The following is an 18,697-nucleotide window of genomic DNA, read 5'->3' on the forward strand; positions in this document are numbered from 1 at the left end:
CAGGTCGTCCGGAATGTTCCGGACGAAGACGGTCGAGCAGTCGATCCGGGACACCGAGGAGCCCGAGCACGCGCTCAAGAAATCGCTCTCCGCCTGGGACCTGATGGTCTTCGGCGTCGGCGTCATCATCGGCACCGGCATCTTCGTGCTCACCGGCAAGGTGGCCAAGGAGAACGCGGGACCGGCCACCGCACTGGCCTTCGTCGCGGCCGGCATCGTCTGCGCGCTCGCGGCCCTGTGCTACGCCGAGTTCGCCTCGACGGTCCCCGTCGCCGGCTCGGCCTACACCTTCGCGTACGCCTCCATCGGCGAACTCCCGGCCTGGATCATCGGCTGGGACCTCGTCCTGGAGTTCGCGCTCGGCACGGCCGTCGTCGCGGTCGGCTGGTCCGGCTACGTACGCTCCCTGATGGACAACGTGGACTGGCATCTACCGGCCTCGTTGCAAGGGCCCGACGTGGCCGGCGGAACCTTCGACATCCTGGCCTTCCTGCTGGTCCTGGTGCTGACCGTGGTTCTCGTCCTCGGCATGAAGCTGTCCGCCCGCATCACCGCGCTCGTCGTGGCCATCAAGGTCACGGTCGTCATGATCGTGATCATCGCGGGTCTCTTCTTCATCGTCGGCGACAACTACGACCCGTTCATTCCCCCCGCGGTCACCCCGGAGGGCGGCGGCTCCGCCTGGGACGCCCCGCTGGTCCAGACGATCTTCGGCTACGAGCCGACCAACTTCGGCGTCATGGGCATCTTCACCGCCGCCTCGGTCGTCTTCTTCGCCTTCATCGGCTTCGACGTGGTCGCCACCGCCGCCGAGGAGACCAAGCTCCCGCAGCGCGACATGCCCCGCGGCATTCTGGGCTCGCTCTTCATCTGCACCGTGCTCTACGTCGCCGTGGCCCTGGTCGTGACCGGCATGCAGCACTACAGCGAACTGTCGGTCAGCGCTCCGCTCGCCGACGCCTTCAAGGCGGTCGGACATCCCTTCTACGCCGGTGTGATCAGCTTCGGCGCCGCCGTCGGTCTCACGACCGTCTGTCTGATCCTCCTCCTCGGCCAGACCCGGGTGTTCTTCGCGATGAGCCGCGACGGGCTGCTCCCGCGCTTCTTCTCCATCACGCACCCGCGCTTCAAGACGCCGTACCGGCCGACCATCCTGCTCGGCGTGATCATCGCCATCGTGGCGGGCTTCACCAGCATCAACGAGCTGGCGACGCTGGTGAACATCGGCACGCTCTTCGCCTTCGTCGTCGTCGCCTTCGGTGTGATGGTGCTCCGCCGCACCCGCCCCGACCTGCACCGCGCGTTCCGTACCCCGTGGGTGCCGGTGCTTCCCATCCTGTCCATCGCCGCGTCGTTCTGGCTGATGCTCAACCTGCCCGGCGAGACCTGGTTCCGCTTCGCGGTCTGGATGGTCATCGGCGTCGTCGTCTACTTCCTGTACGGCCGCTCCCACAGCCGCCTGGGCAGGGCGGGCCAGGACGCGCTCTACTAGGCCGTCTCCGGAAGGGCGCGGGGGCCCACACAACGGGCCCCGTGCTCGCCCACCCGCCGGCGCAGTTCACGGTCGGCCGTGACCACCAGGCACGGCCGGCCGTTCGCGTTCCGGGCCAGGTCCACGATGAGGTCGTCGCCGCTGCCGGGAGCCTCCTCCACCCGTACTCCGGGTACGGACTCCACGCCGCGGGCCCGGCCCTCGACGACCAGCACGATCTCGAAGGGGCCGCCCTCCGGCCCGCCCGCGGCCGCGAGCCGGTCCCGCAGCCGCTCGGCGGCCGCACGCCGGTCCCGCCACCATCCGTCGGGCTTGGAGCCCACCACATTCGCTCCGTCGACGATCAGCAGAGGCAGTTCCAGGTCCATGCGGACAGGATGTCAGCCGCCGGTCGCGCGGGACTTCTTCGCCGACTCGGGGATCGGGGAGTCCTCCCGGATCGCCTTCCACAGCTGCGACGCGTTCGGCTCGTGGGCCACCACGCGGTTCGGGTCCTTCTTGTCGTACGCCACGGGCAGCATGATCGTCTCCATGCTGCCCGGGTTCACACCGTTCATCGACCGGGCGAAATCGCTCAGGGCCGTCAGCGAATCCAGTTCCGAGTCGGTGGTGAGCGCCTTGGTCGCGGAGTCGGCGATCTTGTAGGTCTTGGCCGGGCTGCCCAGCAGGTCCTGCTTCTTGATCTCGGTGAGCAGCGCCATCAGGAACTTCTGCTGGTTGCCGATGCGGCCGAGGTCGCTGCCGTCTCCGACGCCGTACCGGGTCCGTACGAAGGCGAGGGACTGGGTACCGTCCAGCTTCTGCGGACCGGCGGCGAGGTCGAGTCCGGCGGCGCCGTTCCTGATGGGCTCGTCGAGGTCGACGGTGACGCCGCCGATGGCGTCGACGAGATCCTTGAACCCGGAGAAGTCGATCTCCAGATAGTGGTCGAGCCGCACCCCGGACATCTTCTCGACGGTCTTCACCACACAGGCCGGACCGTGCTGGGCGTAGACCGAGTTGAACATGACGCGCTCGGCGGAGGGCGTGGTGCCGCCGCCCTTCCGCGGGCACTCGGGCCGGGTCACCAGGGTGTCGCGCGGAATGCTGATCGCGACGGCCTTCGTCCGGCCCTCGGGTATGTGGACCACCAGAGCGGTGTCCGACCGGGCGCCGGACACCTTGCCCCCGTCGAGCGCCGCGTTGGCCCCGGCCCGTGAGTCCGAACCGAGGACGAGCAGGTTCTGGCCGGCGGCCACCGGCTTCTGCGGCCGGTCGTCCCCGAGTTCCTTGTCGAGGTCCACGGCCTTGATGTTGCCGTCGATGCTCGAGTACATCCCGTACACGGCGCCGCCGGCGGCGAGGAGGAGGACGAACAGCGTCAGCAGGACGATCCGCCCTGTCCGGCGCCTGCGCTTCGGCGCCCTGCGCGAACGCGAGGCGGAGCGGTCGGAATCGCTGCCGGATTCCGGCGTGGGTATGTCCTGGGTCATCCTGCCTCAGTCCTCTGCTCCGTAGGCGGTGCAGTATAGGCAAACACTCGGACTGGCGTACGAGTTGGCCCGGTTGGCGTGTGGTGCCGTGCGACAGGACGCCGTGGAACGACGACTGCCGGTGGCGGCACCCGAGGGGTGCCACCACCGGCAGTCGACTGTCGCGTCGTTACGCGGGGACGCTCGCCACGCCCTGCGCGAGGAACGGCTTGCCGTTCACCCGCTGGGAGACGCCCTCACGGTCCAGGTACGGCGTGATGCCGCCCAGGTGGAAGGGCCAGCCCGCGCCCGTGATCAGGCAGAGGTCGATGTCCTGCGCCTCGGCGACGACACCCTCCTCCAGCATCAGGCCGATCTCCTGCGCCACCGCGTCCAGGACGCGGTCGCGGACCTGCTCCTCCGTCAGGACGACGTCGCCCTGCACCAGGAGGGCGGCGACCTCGGGGTCCAGCTCCGGCTTGAAGTTGTTCTCTGCGGAGTAGACGTAGAAGCCGCGCTTGCCGGCCTTGACCACGGCCGCCAGGTTCGGGGAGACGGTGAAGCGCTCCGGGAAGGCGCGGTTCAGGGTCTCGGAGACGTGCAGACCGATCGCCGGGCCGACGAGCTCCAGGAGGACCAGCGGGGACATCGGCAGACCGAGCGGCTCGATGGCCTTCTCGGCCGTCTCGACCGAGGTGCCCTCGTCGATGACGTTCTGGATCTCGCCCATGAAGCGGGTCAGGATGCGGTTCACGACGAACGCCGGGGCGTCCTTGGTGAGGACCGCGGTCTTCTTCAGCTTCTTCGCGACACCGAACGCGGTGGCGAGGGAGGCGTCGTCGGTCTTCTCGCCGCGCACGATCTCCAGGAGCGGGAGGATCGCGACCGGGTTGAAGAAGTGGAAGCCGACCACGCGCTCCGGGTGCTGGAGCTTCGAGGCCATCTCCGAGACCGACAGCGAGGAGGTGTTGGTGGCGAGGATCGCGTGCGCCGGGGCGACCGCCTCGACCTCCGCGAACACCTTCTGCTTGACGGACATCTCCTCGAACACGGCCTCGATGATGAAGTCCGCGTCCGCGAAGCCGGCGGCCTTGTCCAGGACACCGGAGACCAGGCCCTTGAGACGGTTGGCCTTGTCCTGGTTGATCCGGCCCTTGCCGAGCAGCTTCTCGATCTCGGCGTGGACGTAGCCCACACCCTTGTCGACGCGCTCCTGGTCGATGTCGGTCAGGACGACCGGCACCTCGAGGCGGCGCAGGAAGAGCAGCGCGAGCTGGGAGGCCATCAGACCGGCGCCGACGACACCGACCTTGGTGACCGGGCGGGCCAGCGACTTGTCCGGGGCACCGGCGGGGCGCTTGCCGCGCTTCTGCACCAGGTTGAAGGCGTAGATGCCGGAGCGGAGCTCGCCGCCCATGATCAGGTCCGCGAGGGCCTGGTCCTCGGCGTCGAAGCCCTTCTGCAGGTCGCCGTCCTTGGACGCCTCGATGATGTCCAGGGCGCGGTACGCGGCCGGGGCCGCCCCGTGCACCTTGGAGTCGGCGATGAACCGGCCCTTGGCGACGGCCTGGTCCCAGCCCTCACCGCGGTCGATCTCCGGACGCTCCACCGTGACCGAGCCGTTGAGGACCGAGGCGGTCCAGATCAGCGACTGCTCCAGGAAGTCCGCGCCCTCGAAGATCGCGTCGGCGATGCCGAGCTCGAAGACCTGCTTGCCCTTGAGCTGACGGTTCTGGTTCAGCGAGTTCTCGATGATGACCGTGACGGCCTTCTCCGCGCCGATCAGGTTCGGCAGGATCGTGCAGCCGCCCCAGCCGGGCACCAGGCCGAGGAAGACCTCGGGCAGCGAGAAGGCCGGCAGGGCCTTGGAGACGGTGCGGTAGGTGCAGTGCAGACCGACCTCGACACCGCCGCCCATCGCCGCGCCGTTGTAGTACGCGAAGGTCGGCACGGCCAGCTCGGACAGACGCTTGAAGACGTCGTGGCCGCCCTTGCCGATGGCGAGCGCGTCGGAGTGCTGCTTGAGCAGCTCGACGCCCTTGAGGTCGGCGCCCACCGCGAAGATGAACGGCTTGCCGGTGACACCGACGCCGACGATCTCACCGTTGGCGGCCTCGGCCTCGACCTGGTCGATCGCCGTGTTGAGGTTCGCCAGGGACTGCGGACCGAAGGTGGTCGGCTTGGTGTGGTCGAAGCCGTTGTCCAGCGTGATCAGCGCGAACCGGCCCGCACCCGCGGGCAGTTCGAAGTGCCGTACGTGGGCGCTGGTGACGACCTCGTCCGGGAACAGCTCGGCCGCACCCTTCAGAAGCTCGGCGGTGGTGCTCACTTGCCCTCCCAGTGGGGGTTCTCCCAGATGACGGTCGCGCCCATGCCGAAGCCGACGCACATCGTGTTGAGGCCGTAGCGGACCTGCGGGTTCTCCTCGAACTGGCGGGCCAGCTGCGTCATGAGACGGACGCCGGAGGAGGCGAGCGGGTGACCGTAGGCGATGGCGCCGCCGTACTGGTTGACGCGCGCGTCGTCGTCGGCGATGCCGTAGTGCTCCAGGAACGCCAGGACCTGGACCGCGAAGGCCTCGTTGATCTCGAAGAGGTCGATGTCCTCGATCGAGAGACCGGCCTGGGCGAGCGCCTTCTCGGTCGCCGGGATCGGGCCGTAGCCCATGACCTCGGGCTCGACGCCGGCGAAGGCGTACGAGACGAGGCGCATCTTCACCGGGAGGTTGTTCTCGCGGGCGAAGTCCTCGGAGGCGATGATCGAGGCGGTGGCGCCGTCGTTGAGACCGGCCGCGTTACCGGCGGTGACGTTGCCGTGGACGCGGAACGGCGTCTTCAGGTTCGCCAGCGACTCCAGGGTGGTGCCCGGGCGCATCGGCTCGTCGGCGGTGACCAGGCCCCAGCCGGTCTCGCCGGCCTCGGCGTTGGTGCGGCGGACCGAGATCGGCACCAGGTCCTGCTGGATCTTGCCGTCGGCGTACGCCTTGGCGGCCTTCTCCTGCGAGCGCACCGCGTACTCGTCGGCGCGCTGCTTGGTGATGCTCGGGTAGCGGTCGTGCAGGTTCTCGGCGGTCATGCCCATGAACAGGGCGGACTCGTCGACCAGCTTCTCGCTCACGAACCGCGGGTTCGGGTCGACGCCCTCGCCCATGGGGTGGCGGCCCATGTGCTCGACGCCACCGGCGATGACGGCGTCGTAGGCGCCGAACGCGATGGAGCCGGCGACCGAGGTGACGGCGGTCAGCGCGCCGGCGCACATACGGTCGATGGAGTAGCCCGGGACGGACTGCGGCAGACCGGCCAGGATGCCGGCGGTGCGGCCGAGGGTCAGACCCTGGTCACCGATCTGCGTGGTCGCGGCGATGGCGACCTCGTCGATCTTCGCGGGGTCGAGGCCGGGGTTGCGGCGCAGCAGCTCCCGGATGGCCTTCACGACGAGATCGTCGGCGCGGGTCTCGTGGTAGATGCCCTTCGGGCCCGCCTTGCCGAACGGGGTGCGGACGCCGTCGACGAAGACGACGTCCCTGACGGTACGAGGCACGATGGCTCTCCTCCAGGGTGCGGGATGGCACTGCTGCGGCACGCGGCTAAGCGCGCGCTTGCTCCCCCCATGCTACTTGCGGGTAACCGGGCTGCCCAGCCCCGGGGGCCGGAGCGGCGAAGGTCACACTCCGCCCGATGCGCCGGGGCGCATTTGTGCGCCTGGCGTACGCCCGTCCGATCGGAGTGCCGCGGCTACCCGATCGGGTCGACGGCGAGGTCGACACGGTCACGTCAACCACGCCGGACGCGGGTCCGAGCGGACGCTGATCGCACCCGGGCGACCGTCCGGGACCCGACCACAGAACGGACCTCCATGCCCGTCGTCACCAAGGACCACGCGGTTCCTCACAAGTCCACCGTCCCCGCGAACAAGGACGAGATGGTCAACCTCTTCGTACGGGAGAAGCACGACACGTCGCCGGACCACGGTCCGGATCGCAAGGCCGTCCTCATGCTGCACGGCCGGAGCGTTCCGGTACTCGCGGGCTTCGATCTCCAGCACGCCTCGTACAGCTGGGCCGAGGAGCTGGCGAAGATCGGCTACGACGTCTTCATGATGGACCTCCAGGGCTCCGGGCGGTCGCCGCGCCCGAAGATGGACGACCCGCGGAACGTCAACCCGGCCAGCCAGGGCCTGCTGAAGCCACGACCAGCGGGCTTCACCCCCGGCCCGGCGAACTACCCGTTCCAGCTGAACAACTCGGACAGCGACCGGGACGAGCTGCACACCGTCGTGGAGTGGATCCGCAAGAAGTGCAAAGTGGACAAGGTCGCCTTCATCGGCTGGTCCGCGGCGGCGTTCACCATGGGGCCGTACGCGGTGAAGAACCCCACCAAGGTGGAGAGCCTCTTCCTGCTGGCGCCGATGTTCCCACCCGAGGCCACATCGACCCCACCGAGCACGCTGCCACAGCCGGGCTTCCCCACCTTCCTGAGCACGAGATGGGGTGTGGAGTCGGGGTGGAACACGGAGCTGCGCACGGCGGACCAGCGTGCACCCGGCATGGTCGAGAAGGTGTGGGCCGCGATCATGGAGAACGACCCGGTGGGCAGGGAGTGGGGACCGCCGGAGGGCCTCAGCCGGTACCGGAACTTCGTCCGGTGGGGCTGGAACAGGACGACGGCGGCGAAGGGCGGTGTCCTCGGCGGAAACGTGCCGATTCTGATCGTGTACGGGGACGCCGACGCCACGGTGAACACGTCACCGCCCAGCACGAACAAGGAGCTCAACTTCTCGGTTCCCGCGCTCTACGACGCCGTCGCGGGCTCCCACAAGCTCATGGTCAGGCTGGCCAGCGCGGGCCATTCGGTCGTGTGGGAGGTGCAGCACAAGAACGTGCACAAGCTCTCGAAGCACTGGCTCAAGCAGCTCAAGGTCGACGGCAAGACCCAGGGCGTCTTCGACATGGCTGTCGACGGCACCCTCAGTCCGGTCTCGTAGGAACGGCGCAGCCCCCCGGCCGTGCCCGGCCCGGGGGGCTGCGAGGCCACGACGACGGGGCGCTACGCCGTCGCGGTCAGGGCCGTCACCAGGAGCGGGGTCACCAGTTCGACCTGCCACGGGCGTGCGCCGTAGCCCGTGAGGGCGGACGCGACCGTGTCGGGCGTGCCCGGAGCCGGGGGCTCCCAGCAGACGCGGCGGACCGTGTCCGGGGTGATCAGGTTCTCCTGGGGGAGGTTCAGCTCCTCCGCGAGGGCCGAGACCGCCGCACGGGCCGCCGACAGGCGGGCGGCCGCCGCCGGGTCCTTGTCCGCCCAGGCGCGCGGCGGCGGGGGGCCCGCGACCGGCTGGCCGGGCTGGGGGAGCTCGTTGTCCGGGAGCGCCTTCGCGCGGTCCACGGCCGTCTGCCACTGCTCGAGCTGGCGTCGGCCCATGCGGTGCCCGAAGCCCGGCAGCGCGGTCAGCGCGGCCACGTTCGCGGGCACGGCGAGCGCCGCCTCCACGATCGCGGTGTCGCTGAGCACCTTGCCCGGCGAGACGTCCCGCCGCTGCGCGATGCGGTCACGGGCCGTCCACAGCTCCCGTACGACCGCCATCTGGCGACGGCGCCGCACCTTGTGCATCCCGGAGGTCCGGCGCCACGGGTCCTTGCGCGGCGGCGCGGGCGGGGCCGAGGCGATCGCGTCGAACTCCTGGTGGGCCCACTCCAGCTTGCCCTGCCGGTCGAGCTCCTTCTCCAGTGCGTCACGCAGGTCGACGAGCAGCTCGACGTCCAGCGCGGCGTACCGGAGCCAGGGCTCGGGCAGCGGGCGGGTGGACCAGTCCACCGCGGAGTGCCCCTTCTCCAGGGCGAAGCCGAGGACGGACTCGACCATCGCTCCGAGCCCGACCCGCGGGAAGCCCGCCAGCCGGCCGGCGAGCTCGGTGTCGAACAGCCGGGTCGGCACCATGCCTATGTCGCGCAGGCACGGCAGGTCCTGGGTGGCCGCGTGCAGGATCCACTCGGTCCCGGCGAGCGCCTCGCCGAGTCCGGACAGATCGGGGCAGCCCACGGGGTCGACGAGCGCGGTGCCCGCGCCCTCGCGGCGGAGCTGGACGAGATAGGCGCGCTGCCCGTAGCGGTAGCCGGAGGCGCGCTCGGCGTCCACGGCGACGGGGCCGCGGCCTGCGGCGAAGGCGGCGATCACTTCGGCGAGGGCCTCGTCGGTCTCGACGACGGGCGGAATGCCCTCGCGGGGCTCCAGCAAGGGGATCGGCAGCCCGTTCGCAGGGACGTCGTCGTCCGGGGGAGCGCCCCCGGTGGTTCGCAGTGCTGTGTCTGCTGCGGTCTCTTGGGCGTCGGTCACGTGTCAAGGGTATCTGTGAACGGCAAGCGCCTGTCGACGGAACGTTCCGTCGACAGGCGCCGATCTTTCGTCAACCGTTCAGGGAGCGCTGGGGGCCCGGTGACGCGGCTCGTCCGGGGCCCGGTTCCGGCCCGATTCCGGTCCGGTACGGCCTGCTGCGGTCAGTGGATGATCCCGGTGCGCAGTGCCACCGCGACCATGCCGGCCCGGTCACCCGTGCCGAGCTTGCGCGCGATCCGGGCGAGATGGCTCTTCACGGTCAGCGCGGACAGGCCCATCGAGACGCCGATGGCCTTGTTCGACTGACCCTCGGCGACCAGCCGGAGCACCTCGACCTCACGGCCGGAGAGCTCGCGGTAGCCGCCCGGGTGGCTCGGGGCACCCGGGGGGCGGCGGTGGCCGAGGCGGGCGGCCGCGGAGCCGATGGGGGCGGCGCCGGGGCGGGTGGGGTGCCCGATGTTCGTACGCGTACCCGTGACGACGTAGCCCTTGACGCCACCGGCCAGTGCGTTGCGCACGGCGCCGATGTCGTCGGCCGCGGAGAGGGCGAGGCCGTTGGGCCAGCCCGCCGCGCGGGTTTCGGACAGCAGCGTGAGGCCGCTGCCGTCGGGGAGGTGGACGTCGGCCACGCAGATGTCGCGGGGGTTGCCGACGCGGGGACGGGCCTCAGCGATGGACGACGCCTCGATGACGTCACGTACTCCGAGGGCCCACAGGTGGCGGGTGACGGTGGAGCGGACGCGCGGGTCGGCCACGACGACCATGGCCGTCGGCTTGTTCGGGCGGTAGGCGACCAGGCTTGCGGGCTGCTCGAGGAGAACGGACACACGGCCTCCTGGGGAGATGCGGGACGGAGCCGGCTCGGGGAAGAAGCCGGGGGCGAACCCGTGCGGTGAAGGGGTCATTGACTCCTTCGGCAGCTCGGGCGCCCGCCTTTAGGGAAAGATCACGATTTGGTGAGTAACAATTCGGGCAATTCGGACGCGTGATCGATCATCCTACGAGTGAGCCTCCGTTCGGGCGATCCCGGAGGCGTCGCTACGGCTGCTGCGGACCCCTGCGCTGAGGCAGCGAGACGACCCCCGCACCCGAGATCGTCCCCGCCCCCGGATCGGGCGCGGTCGGCGGCAGACCCGCGATCTGGCAGAGCAGATCGCACCAGGCCGTCAGGTGCGCCGCGGTGTCCGGCACGCCCCCCAGGCCCTCCTGCGGCGTCCACGAGGCCCGGATCTCGATCTGGGTCGCGGGACGGCGCTCGGCGAGCCCACCGAAGTAGTGCGAGCCCGCCTGGGTGACCGTACCGCTCGCCTCTCCGTACGGCAGACCGCGCGCCTCCAGCGCGCCGGTCAGCCAGGACCAGCACACCTCCGGCAGCAGCGGGTCCGACGCCATCTCCGGCTCCAGCTCCGCCCGTACCAGCGTCACCAGCCGGAACGTTCCCTTCCAGGCGTCGTGCCCGTCCGGATCGTGCAGCAGGACCAGCCGGCCGTCGGCCAGATCCTCCTCGCCCTCCACCACCGCCGCTTCCAGCGCGTACGAGTACGGAGCGAGCCGCTGCGGCGGCCGGGTCGGATCGATCTCGACCTCCGGCCGCAGCCGGGCCGAACGCAGTGCCTCGACCGCCCGCCGGAAAGCGGGCGGCACCGGGTTCGTCTCCGTTTTGCCCGCCGAGTCGCCCGCCTGTTCGTCGCCGTCGGAATGATCGGAAAAATGTCCCTGAGCCGCAGCCATGCGGGGAAGAGTAGGCGGAATGGGGGCCTCGCGCAGGGAGGGACACCCGGCCCGGACGAGCGGCTTCCCGCCACATGCGAAGATTCTGGGCGTGAGTGCCAATGACAGCCCCGTGGGCCAGCAGACGAAGCACCAGCCGCAGACGTACGACTCCGCGTTCCTGAAGGCGTGCCGGCGCGAGGCCGTGCCGCACACGCCTGTCTGGTTCATGCGGCAGGCGGGGCGCTCGCTGCCCGAGTACCTGAAGGTCCGCGAGGGCATCCCGATGCTCGAGTCCTGCATGCGGCCCGAGCTGGTCACCGAGATCACGCTGCAGCCCGTGCGCCGCCACAAGGTGGACGCGGCGATCTACTTCAGCGACATCGTCGTCCCGCTCAAGGCCATCGGCATCGACCTCGACATCAAGCCGGGCGTCGGCCCGGTCGTCGCCGACCCGATCCGGACCCGCGCCGACCTGGACAGACTGCGCGACCTGACCCCCGAGGACGTCCACTACGTCACCGAGGCCATCGGGATGCTCACCGGCGAGCTGGGCTCCACCCCGCTCATCGGTTTCGCCGGCGCGCCTTTCACCCTCGCGAGCTACCTCGTCGAGGGCGGTCCGTCCCGCAGCCACGAGCACACCAAGGCGCTGATGTACGGCGACCCGCAGCTGTGGGCCGATCTGCTCGACCGCCTCGCCGAGATCACCTCGGCCTTCCTCAAGGTCCAGATCGAGGCCGGTGCCTCCGCCGTCCAGCTCTTCGACTCCTGGGTCGGCGCACTGGCCCCCGCCGACTACCGGCGCTCGGTGATGCCCGCCTCCGTGAAGGTCTTCGACGCGGTCGCCTCGTACGGCGTCCCGCGGATCCACTTCGGCGTCGGTACGGGTGAGCTGCTCGGCCTCATGGGCGAGGCGGGCGCGGACGTCGTCGGCGTCGACTGGCGCGTCCCGATGGACGAGGCCGCCCGCCGCGTCGGCCCCGGCAAGGCGCTCCAGGGCAACCTGGACCCGGCCGTGCTCTTCGCCTCCACCGAGGTCGTCGAGGCGAAGACGGACGAGGTCCTCGCCGCCGCCAAGGATCTGGAGGGCCATGTCTTCAACCTGGGCCACGGCGTCATGCCGGCGATGGACCCGGACGCCCTGACGCGCCTGGTGGAGTACGTCCACACCAGGACGGCCGTCTGAGCCGACGCCTTCGGGTGAATGCGCCGTCGCTCCCCGCCGGGGAGCCACCGCGCATCCGCAGGGCTCGGATCAGCCCGCCGCGCGCACCGCCGCCATGGACTTGCGCGCCGCGATCAGCACCGGATCCCACACCGGCGAGAACGGCGGTGCGTACCCCAGGTCCAGGGCCGTCATCTGCTCCACCGTCATCCCGGCCGTCAACGCCACCGCCGCGATGTCCACCCGCTTCGCCGCGCCCTCACGGCCCACGATCTGCACCCCGAGCAGCCGGCCCGTACGCCGCTCCGCGATCATCTTCACCGTCATCGGCGCCGCGCCCGGGTAGTAGCCCGCCCGGCTGGTCGACTCGATCGTCACCGTCACGTACCGCAGTCCGACCTCGCGGGCGTCCTTCTCCCGCAGACCGGTGCGCGCGATCTCCAGGTCGCACACCTTCGACACCGCCGTGCCGACCACACCCGGGAAGGTGGCGTAGCCGCCGCCCACGTTCGAGCCGATGACCTGCCCGTGCTTGTTGGCGTGCGTGCCCAGCGCGATGTGCCGCTCGCGGCCCGACACCAGATCGAGCACCTCGACACAGTCGCCGCCCGCCCAGATGTTCTCGTGACCCCGCACCCGCATCGCGAGATCGGTGAGCAGACCGCCGTACGTCCCGAGCGGCAGCCCGGCCGCCCGCGCCAGGGTCGTCTCCGGGACCACGCCCGTCCCGAGGACCACCACGTCCGCCGGGTACTCGGCGTCCTCCGTCGCCACCGCCCGGACCCGGCCTTCCTCGCCCGTGAGGATCTTCGTGACCGCCGAGGAGCCGACCGTCCTGATGCCGAGACCGTCCATCGCCCGGTGGACCAGGCGTCCCATGTCGGGGTCGAGCGTCGCCATCGGCTGCTCGCCCCGGTTGAGCACCGTCACCTCGTAGCCCCGGTTCAGCAGGGCCTCGGCCATCTCCACGCCGATGTACCCGGCGCCCACGACCACCGCACGCCGGCCCTCCGTACGCTCCAGCGAGTCGAGCAGCGCCTGCCCGTCGTCCAGCGTCTGCACCCCGTGCACCCCCGGGGCGTCGATCCCCGGCAGCGGTGGCCGCAGCGGCCGGGCGCCGGTCGCGATCACCAGCTTGTCGAAGCCCGTCCACGCCTCCGTGCCCGACTCCAGGTCCCGGGTGCGCACCCGCTGCCCCGGCACGTCCACCTCGGTCACCTCGGTCCGCGTCCGCAGATCGATGTCGCGCGCCCGATGCTCCTCGGGGGTGCGCGCGATCAGTTCGTCGCGCTCCTCGACGTCGCCGCCGACCCAGTACGGGATGCCGCACGCCGAGTACGAGGAGAAGTGACCGCGCTCGAAGGCGACGATCTCCAGCTCCCCGGGCGTCTTGAGCCTGCGTGCCTGCGATGCGGCGGACATGCCCGCCGCATCGCCGCCGATGACCACCAGTCGTTCGCTCATACGAACACGCTACGTCGGCGCGGTGGTTCAGTCCGTGGATGTGTCAGGTCCCTGCGCCGGCGCCTTCGAGGATCCCGCCTGAGACGTTGCCGCCTGAGCCGGAACCGGCTGAGCCGGTCCCGCCTGAGCCGGTCCCGCCTCTGCCGGTGTGCCGGTCGCGCGACGTCGCAGCCGCGGTCGGACGAGCATTCGCCACAGCAGGTACAGGGCGAGGGCCACCGCCAGCCACGGAGCGACCGCCGCCAGCACGATCACCACCCAGGCCAGCGCCGTCACCAGCGCGCTCCAGCCACCCGCGAGAGCGTCCAGGAAGCCCGGACGGTCCTCGGACTCCGACGCCTTCTCCGTCTCCTTCTCGGTGAGTTCGAGGGTGATCGTCGCCATCGTCGTACGGTCCTTCAGCGAGGCCTGCTGAGCCAGCAGCGACTCCAGATCCGCCTGACGACGGCTCAGCTCGCCCTCCAGAGTGACCACATCGCTCAGCTTCTCCGCGCGGTTCATCAGCGCGCGCACCCTGTCGACGCTCGCCCGCTGGGTGGCGATCCGGCTCTCCACGTCCACCACCTGCTCGGTGACGTCCTTCGCGTCCGCCCTCCGGGACAGCAGCCTGCCGGTGCCCGCCAGCTCGCCGAGCACCGACGCGTACCGGTCCTGCGGCACCCGCAGCACGATCCGCGAGGTCATGTGCGTGTCGTCGATCCGTTCGGTCGACTCGTTGGCGACCTGGCCGCCGGCGCCCTCGGTGACCCGGCGGGCGGTGGCCAGCGCCTTGGACGCGTCCTCGACCTCCACACTCAGCTCGGCGGTACGGATCACGTGCTGCTGCCGGGGTACGCCGACGGGCTTCTCCGGGGTCGCCGGCGCCTTGTCCGAGCCACCGGCGCCGTCCGACGCGTAGCCCCGGTCCGCAGCGCCCTCGGCACCCTCGGCGGGCCTCGCCGCGCTCAGCCCCTTGCTGTCGGCGCCGCTGTCCGCCGTCCCGCCGCAGCCGGTCAGCGCCAACGACACCGTCAGCAGCGCCACAGCCGCTCTTCGCGCTCCTCGCACTCCGCGCATCGGATCCCCCCTGGGGTGGTGGTGAGTGTTGCCGGTTCGACGTACCGGGAGGGGGTGCGGGTTGCCCCCGGGCGGTAGCGAAGCGGTCACGTTCCGGCCTCGGAACGGGTTTTGAGAGAGTGGAGCCATGAACGCGCACGTTGTCGTAGTCGGAGGCGGCATCGCCGGCCTCGCCGCCGCCCACCGGCTGCTGTCCGCCGGAGCACGGGTGACGCTGCTCGAAGGCGGCGACCGGGTCGGCGGCAAGCTGCTCGCCGGGGAGATCGCCGGCGCCCCCGTCGACCTCGGGGCCGAGTCGCTGCTCGCCCGCCGCCCCGAGGCGGTGGCGCTGGCCCGCGCCGTCGGCCTCGGCGACCGGCTCCGGCCGCCCGCCACGACCACCGCGTCCGTGTGGAGCCGCGGAACGCTGCGCCCGATGCCCAAGGGGCACGTCATGGGCGTCCCCGGCGACGCCGCGGCCCTCGCCGACCTCCTCTCCGAGGAGGGTCTGCGCCGGGTCGAGCGGGACCGCGCACTGCCCCCGGCCGAGATCGGCGAGGACATCGCCATCGGCGCGTACGTCGCCGACCGGATGGGCCACGAGGTCGTCGACCGGCTGGTCGAGCCGCTGCTCGGCGGGGTCTACGCCGGCGACGCCTACCGGATCTCGATGCGGGCCGCCGTCCCCGCCCTCTTCGCCGCGGCCCGTACCCACGCCACGCTCACCGAGGCCGTCCACGCCGTCCAGCGGGCGGGCGCCGCGACCCCGTCGGACGCGGCCGGTGCGGCCACCGGCCTCGGCGGCTCCGCCTTCATGGGCATCGAAGGCGGCATCGGCACCCTGCCCACCGCGGTCGCCGCGGCGATCCGCGCCGCGGGCGGCGAGATCCTCACGCATGCCCCGGTGACCGAACTCCGCCGGATTCCGGCCGCGCCGGAATCCCCGGACGCCGTCGGCGGACCCGGGCCCGCCACCCGGTGGCGCGTCGTCGCCGGGGGGCGGAGCGTCGTCGCCGACGCGGTCGTCCTCGCCACCCCCGCCTGGGCCGCCGCCGAGCTGCTCGGCCACGAGGCGCCCCGGGCCGCCGGTGAGCTCGGAGCCGTCGAGTACGCGTCCATGGCCCTCGTCACCCTCGCCTTCCGCCGCTCCGACGTCCAGGGCCTGCCCGGATCCGGGTTCCTCGTGCCGCCCGTCGACGGGCACACCATCAAGGCGTCCACCTTCTCCAGCCAGAAGTGGCAGTGGGTCTCCGACGCCGCCCCCGACCTGTTCGTGCTCCGCACCTCCGTCGGCCGCTACGGCGAGGAGGAGCAGATCCTCCGCGACGACGCCGACCTCGTCGAGGCCTCGCTCAAGGACCTCGGCGCGGCCGCCGGTCTGACCGCCCGCCCCGTCGCCACCACCGTCACCCGCTGGACCGACGGCCTCCCGCAGTACCCCGTCGGCCACCTCGCCCGCGTCGCCCGCGTCCGCGAGGCCGTCGCCGAGCTGCCCGGACTGCGCCTCGCCGGGGCCGTGTACGAGGGTGTCGGCATCCCCGCCTGCATCGCCTCGGGCCACCGCGCGGCCGACGAGATCGCGGACGAGATCATCGCCACGTCGGAAACCACCCACCCTGGTGCAGGGCACTGTCCGTGACGGGCGAGAATAGGCGTATGAGTGCGCCCGAAAAGATCCCGAACGCCGGTAAGAAGGCGAAGGACCTCAACGAGGTCATCCGCTACACCCTGTGGTCTGTGTTCAAGCTGCGCGACAACCTGCCCGAGGACCGCGCCGGCTACGCCGACGAGGTCCAGGAGCTGTTCGACCAGCTCGCCGCCAAGGACATCACCATCCGCGGCACGTACGACCTCTCCGGTCTGCGCGCCGACGCCGATGTCATGATCTGGTGGCACGCCGAGACGAGCGACGAGCTCCAGGACGCGTACAACCTCTTCCGCCGCACCAAGCTGGGCCGCGCCCTCGAGCCGGTCTGGTCGAACATGGCGCTGCACCGCCCCGCCGAGTTCAACAAGTCGCACATCCCGGCCTTCCTGGCCGACGAGACGCCCCGCGACTACGTGAGCGTCTACCCCTTCGTGCGCTCCTACGACTGGTACCTGCTGCCGGACGAGGACCGCCGCCGGATGCTCGCGGACCACGGCAAGATGGCCCGCGGCTACCCCGACGTGCGCGCCAACACGGTCGCCTCGTTCTCGCTCGGCGACTACGAGTGGATCCTCGCCTTCGAGGCCGACGAGCTGCACCGCATCGTCGACCTCATGCGCCACCTGCGCGCCTCCGAGGCGCGGATGCACGTCCGCGAGGAGGTGCCGTTCTACACCGGCCGCCGCCGCTCCGTGGCGGACCTGGTGGCGGGCCTGGCCTGACGGCCCTACGAACTCGGTGACGGCCCGGCGAGCGGTCGGGCCGTCACCCCTTGACCCGGAAGATCAGACGGCGGACGGAGTTCCGCACGCCGCTCCAGCGACACCGGGTCCGGCTCCGGGTGCGGCGCGCACGATGCGCGCCGCACCGGCGTCCCTCCGGGCACGGCCCCGGTCAGGAGATAGGTCTCCAGGTATCCGTTGACGCAGGCGTTCGGGCCACCCCCGATGCCGTGCGTACCGGCGTCCCGCTCGGTCACCAGGGCGGACCCCCACAGCCTGCGTTGCAGTTCCAGCGCCCCCTCGTACGGCGTGGCCGCGTCGCGCTCGGCGGCCAGGATCAGCACCGGCGGCAGCACGCCCGGACCGGTCCGCACGTCCAGCGGCATCTGCCGCGGCGCCTTCCAGTACGCGCACGGCAGGTTCAGCCACGCGTTGTCCCAGGTCTCGAACGGAGCGGTCTCCGCCAGCCGGGTGTTGTCCCGGTCCCAGACGGCGAAATCCTCCGGCCAGGGAGCGTCGTTGCACTCCACCGCCGTGTAGACCGCCCTCCCGTTCCCGGCGTCCGGGGACGTCTCCGGCGCCGGGGCGGCCTGCTCGATCAACGGCTTCGGATCGCCCTTCAGATACCGCGACAGCGCGTTGGCCCGCAGCGCCCAGAAACCGTCGTGGTAGCCCACGTCGAGCATCGCCGCGTGCAGCTGCCCCTGGCCGACCTTCCCGCCCGCCGGGCTCGCCGCGAGTTCGACACGGACCTTCTCGTAACTCGCCTGGACCTCCCGCGCCGTGGTGCCGAGGCCGTACACCTTGTCGTGCCCGGCGACCCAGGTACGGAAGTCGGCCCAGCGGCGCTCGAACGCGGGCGACTGGTCGAGGTTGTTGACGTACCAGACCTGGCGCGGCGCCGGGTCGACGGGCGCGTCGAAGACCATCCGGCGCACCCGGTGGGGGAAGAGCGTCGCGTACAGCGCCCCGAAGTACGTGCCGTACGAGGCGCCCATGTACGTCAGCTTCGGCTCATCGAGCGCCGCGCGCAGCACCTCCAGATCACGGGCGTTGTTCAGCGAGTGGTAGTGCCGCAGGGCCGTGCCCGTACGGGTGGCGCAGCCCTGGGCGTACGTCTTCGCGCGGGCGATCCGCTCCCGCTTGAAGACCTCCGAGGGGTGGGTGGGCGCCGGGGTGGGGCCCGTGGCACGGTCGGCGGGGTCCTGGCAGGACACGGGAGCCGAGCGGCCGACCCCGCGCGGGGCGTAGCCGACCAGGTCGTACGCGGCGGAGATCCGCTTCCAGGCGGGGAGTTCAGCGGCCAGGGGGAAGAACGTCGAGGAGGCGCCGGGGCCGCCGGGGTTGTAGACGAGCGCGCCCTGACGGTCGGCGGCCGGGCCCGAGGCCTCGACCCGGCTCACGGTGAGCGGGATCGAGGCCCCGTCCGGGTCCGCGTAGTCGACGGGGACCCGGACGGTGCCGCAGGTGATGTGCGGCGGCAGCTTCTCCTCCGCCGGGCAGGTGGTGAAGCGGATGCCCTCGGCCGCGGCGCGGCGGGCCGCGATCAGGGTGCCGCCCATCTCGGAGGGCGGGGCGTCAAGGGCCCGGCCGGGCGGGATGGCGAGGGAGGTCAGCACGAGCGAGCCGACGACTCCGGACAGCACGAGGGCTTTCACGCCGGTGATCGTCGGCACGC

At 71.3% G+C, this 18,697-nt stretch carries 15 protein-coding genes; 5 read left to right on the plus strand and 10 right to left on the minus strand.

Translation table 11 applies throughout. The features are described 5' to 3' along the window. Positions 1 to 13: 13 nt before the first annotated feature. Positions 14 to 1,492, plus strand: coding sequence for an amino acid permease (locus tag ACFC0D_RS05895; RefSeq protein WP_376431449.1), 1,479 nt, complete (start codon positions 14 to 16; stop codon positions 1,490 to 1,492). On the opposite strand, the gene ACFC0D_RS05900 is transcribed toward ACFC0D_RS05895, so the two are convergent. The 4 genes from ACFC0D_RS05900 to ACFC0D_RS05915 form a co-directional block, all read right to left on the minus strand. After that, complete coding sequence (locus tag ACFC0D_RS05900) at positions 1,489 to 1,860, minus strand: NTP pyrophosphohydrolase (RefSeq protein WP_376431452.1); 372 nt, start codon at positions 1,858 to 1,860, stop codon at positions 1,489 to 1,491. The genes ACFC0D_RS05895 and ACFC0D_RS05900 overlap by 4 nt on opposite strands. Before the next feature lie 12 nt (positions 1,861 to 1,872). Beyond that, complete coding sequence (locus tag ACFC0D_RS05905) at positions 1,873 to 2,964, minus strand: LCP family protein (RefSeq protein WP_376431454.1); 1,092 nt, start codon at positions 2,962 to 2,964, stop codon at positions 1,873 to 1,875. 169 nt (positions 2,965 to 3,133) lie between these two features. Next, entirely contained in the window at positions 3,134 to 5,272 is a 2,139-nt protein-coding gene (locus tag ACFC0D_RS05910; RefSeq protein WP_376431456.1) for a 3-hydroxyacyl-CoA dehydrogenase NAD-binding domain-containing protein, read from the minus strand. Beyond that, entirely contained in the window at positions 5,269 to 6,483 is a 1,215-nt protein-coding gene (locus ACFC0D_RS05915; protein ID WP_362014462.1) for an acetyl-CoA C-acyltransferase, read from the minus strand. Before ACFC0D_RS05915 ends, ACFC0D_RS05910 begins: the two co-directional genes overlap by 4 nt. A gap of 315 nt (positions 6,484 to 6,798) precedes the next feature. Here ACFC0D_RS05915 and ACFC0D_RS05920 point away from each other — a divergent pair, with 315 nt between their 5' ends. After that, positions 6,799 to 7,926, plus strand: coding sequence for an alpha/beta fold hydrolase (locus tag ACFC0D_RS05920; protein WP_376431459.1), 1,128 nt, complete (start codon positions 6,799 to 6,801; stop codon positions 7,924 to 7,926). A gap of 62 nt (positions 7,927 to 7,988) precedes the next feature. Here ACFC0D_RS05920 and ACFC0D_RS05925 read toward each other — a convergent pair whose 3' ends face one another. The 3 genes from ACFC0D_RS05925 to ACFC0D_RS05935 all read right to left on the minus strand — a co-directional run bounded on the left by ACFC0D_RS05925 (position 7,989) and on the right by ACFC0D_RS05935 (position 11,003). Further along, positions 7,989 to 9,272, minus strand: coding sequence for an HRDC domain-containing protein (locus ACFC0D_RS05925; RefSeq protein ID WP_376431461.1), 1,284 nt, complete (start codon positions 9,270 to 9,272; stop codon positions 7,989 to 7,991). Positions 9,273 to 9,433: 161 nt separating this feature from the next. Continuing rightward, positions 9,434 to 10,099, minus strand: coding sequence for a response regulator transcription factor (locus tag ACFC0D_RS05930; protein WP_017242457.1), 666 nt, complete (start codon positions 10,097 to 10,099; stop codon positions 9,434 to 9,436). Between the two features lie 211 nt (positions 10,100 to 10,310). Next, positions 10,311 to 11,003, minus strand: a complete 693-nt coding sequence (locus tag ACFC0D_RS05935; protein WP_376431463.1) for a DUF3000 domain-containing protein — start codon at positions 11,001 to 11,003, stop codon at positions 10,311 to 10,313. A 91-nt stretch (positions 11,004 to 11,094) separates the two neighbouring features. On the opposite strand from ACFC0D_RS05935, the gene hemE reads away from it, so the two are divergent. After that, entirely contained in the window at positions 11,095 to 12,171 is a 1,077-nt protein-coding gene (gene hemE, locus ACFC0D_RS05940) for a uroporphyrinogen decarboxylase (RefSeq protein ID WP_376431465.1), read from the plus strand. Between the two features lie 69 nt (positions 12,172 to 12,240). On the opposite strand, the gene ACFC0D_RS05945 is transcribed toward hemE, so the two are convergent. Next, entirely contained in the window at positions 12,241 to 13,614 is a 1,374-nt protein-coding gene (locus ACFC0D_RS05945; protein WP_376431467.1) for an FAD-dependent oxidoreductase, read from the minus strand. Between the two features lie 27 nt (positions 13,615 to 13,641). Next, complete coding sequence (locus tag ACFC0D_RS05950; RefSeq protein WP_376431469.1) at positions 13,642 to 14,670, minus strand: DUF4349 domain-containing protein; 1,029 nt, start codon at positions 14,668 to 14,670, stop codon at positions 13,642 to 13,644. 127 nt (positions 14,671 to 14,797) lie between these two features. On the opposite strand from ACFC0D_RS05950, the gene hemG reads away from it, so the two are divergent. Then, complete coding sequence (hemG, locus tag ACFC0D_RS05955; RefSeq protein WP_376431471.1) at positions 14,798 to 16,288, plus strand: protoporphyrinogen oxidase; 1,491 nt, start codon at positions 14,798 to 14,800, stop codon at positions 16,286 to 16,288. Between the two features lie 17 nt (positions 16,289 to 16,305). Further along, entirely contained in the window at positions 16,306 to 17,019 is a 714-nt protein-coding gene (gene hemQ, locus ACFC0D_RS05960; protein ID WP_329114673.1) for a hydrogen peroxide-dependent heme synthase, read from the plus strand. Positions 17,020 to 17,024: 5 nt separating this feature from the next. On the opposite strand, the gene ACFC0D_RS05965 is transcribed toward hemQ, so the two are convergent. Beyond that, positions 17,025 to 18,677, minus strand: coding sequence for an alpha/beta hydrolase (locus ACFC0D_RS05965; protein WP_376431474.1), 1,653 nt, complete (start codon positions 18,675 to 18,677; stop codon positions 17,025 to 17,027). Positions 18,678 to 18,697 lie beyond the last annotated feature (20 nt).

The sequence above is a fragment of the Streptomyces sp. NPDC056222 genome (assembly GCF_042264065.1).
GTDB lineage: Bacteria > Actinomycetota > Actinomycetes > Streptomycetales > Streptomycetaceae > Streptomyces.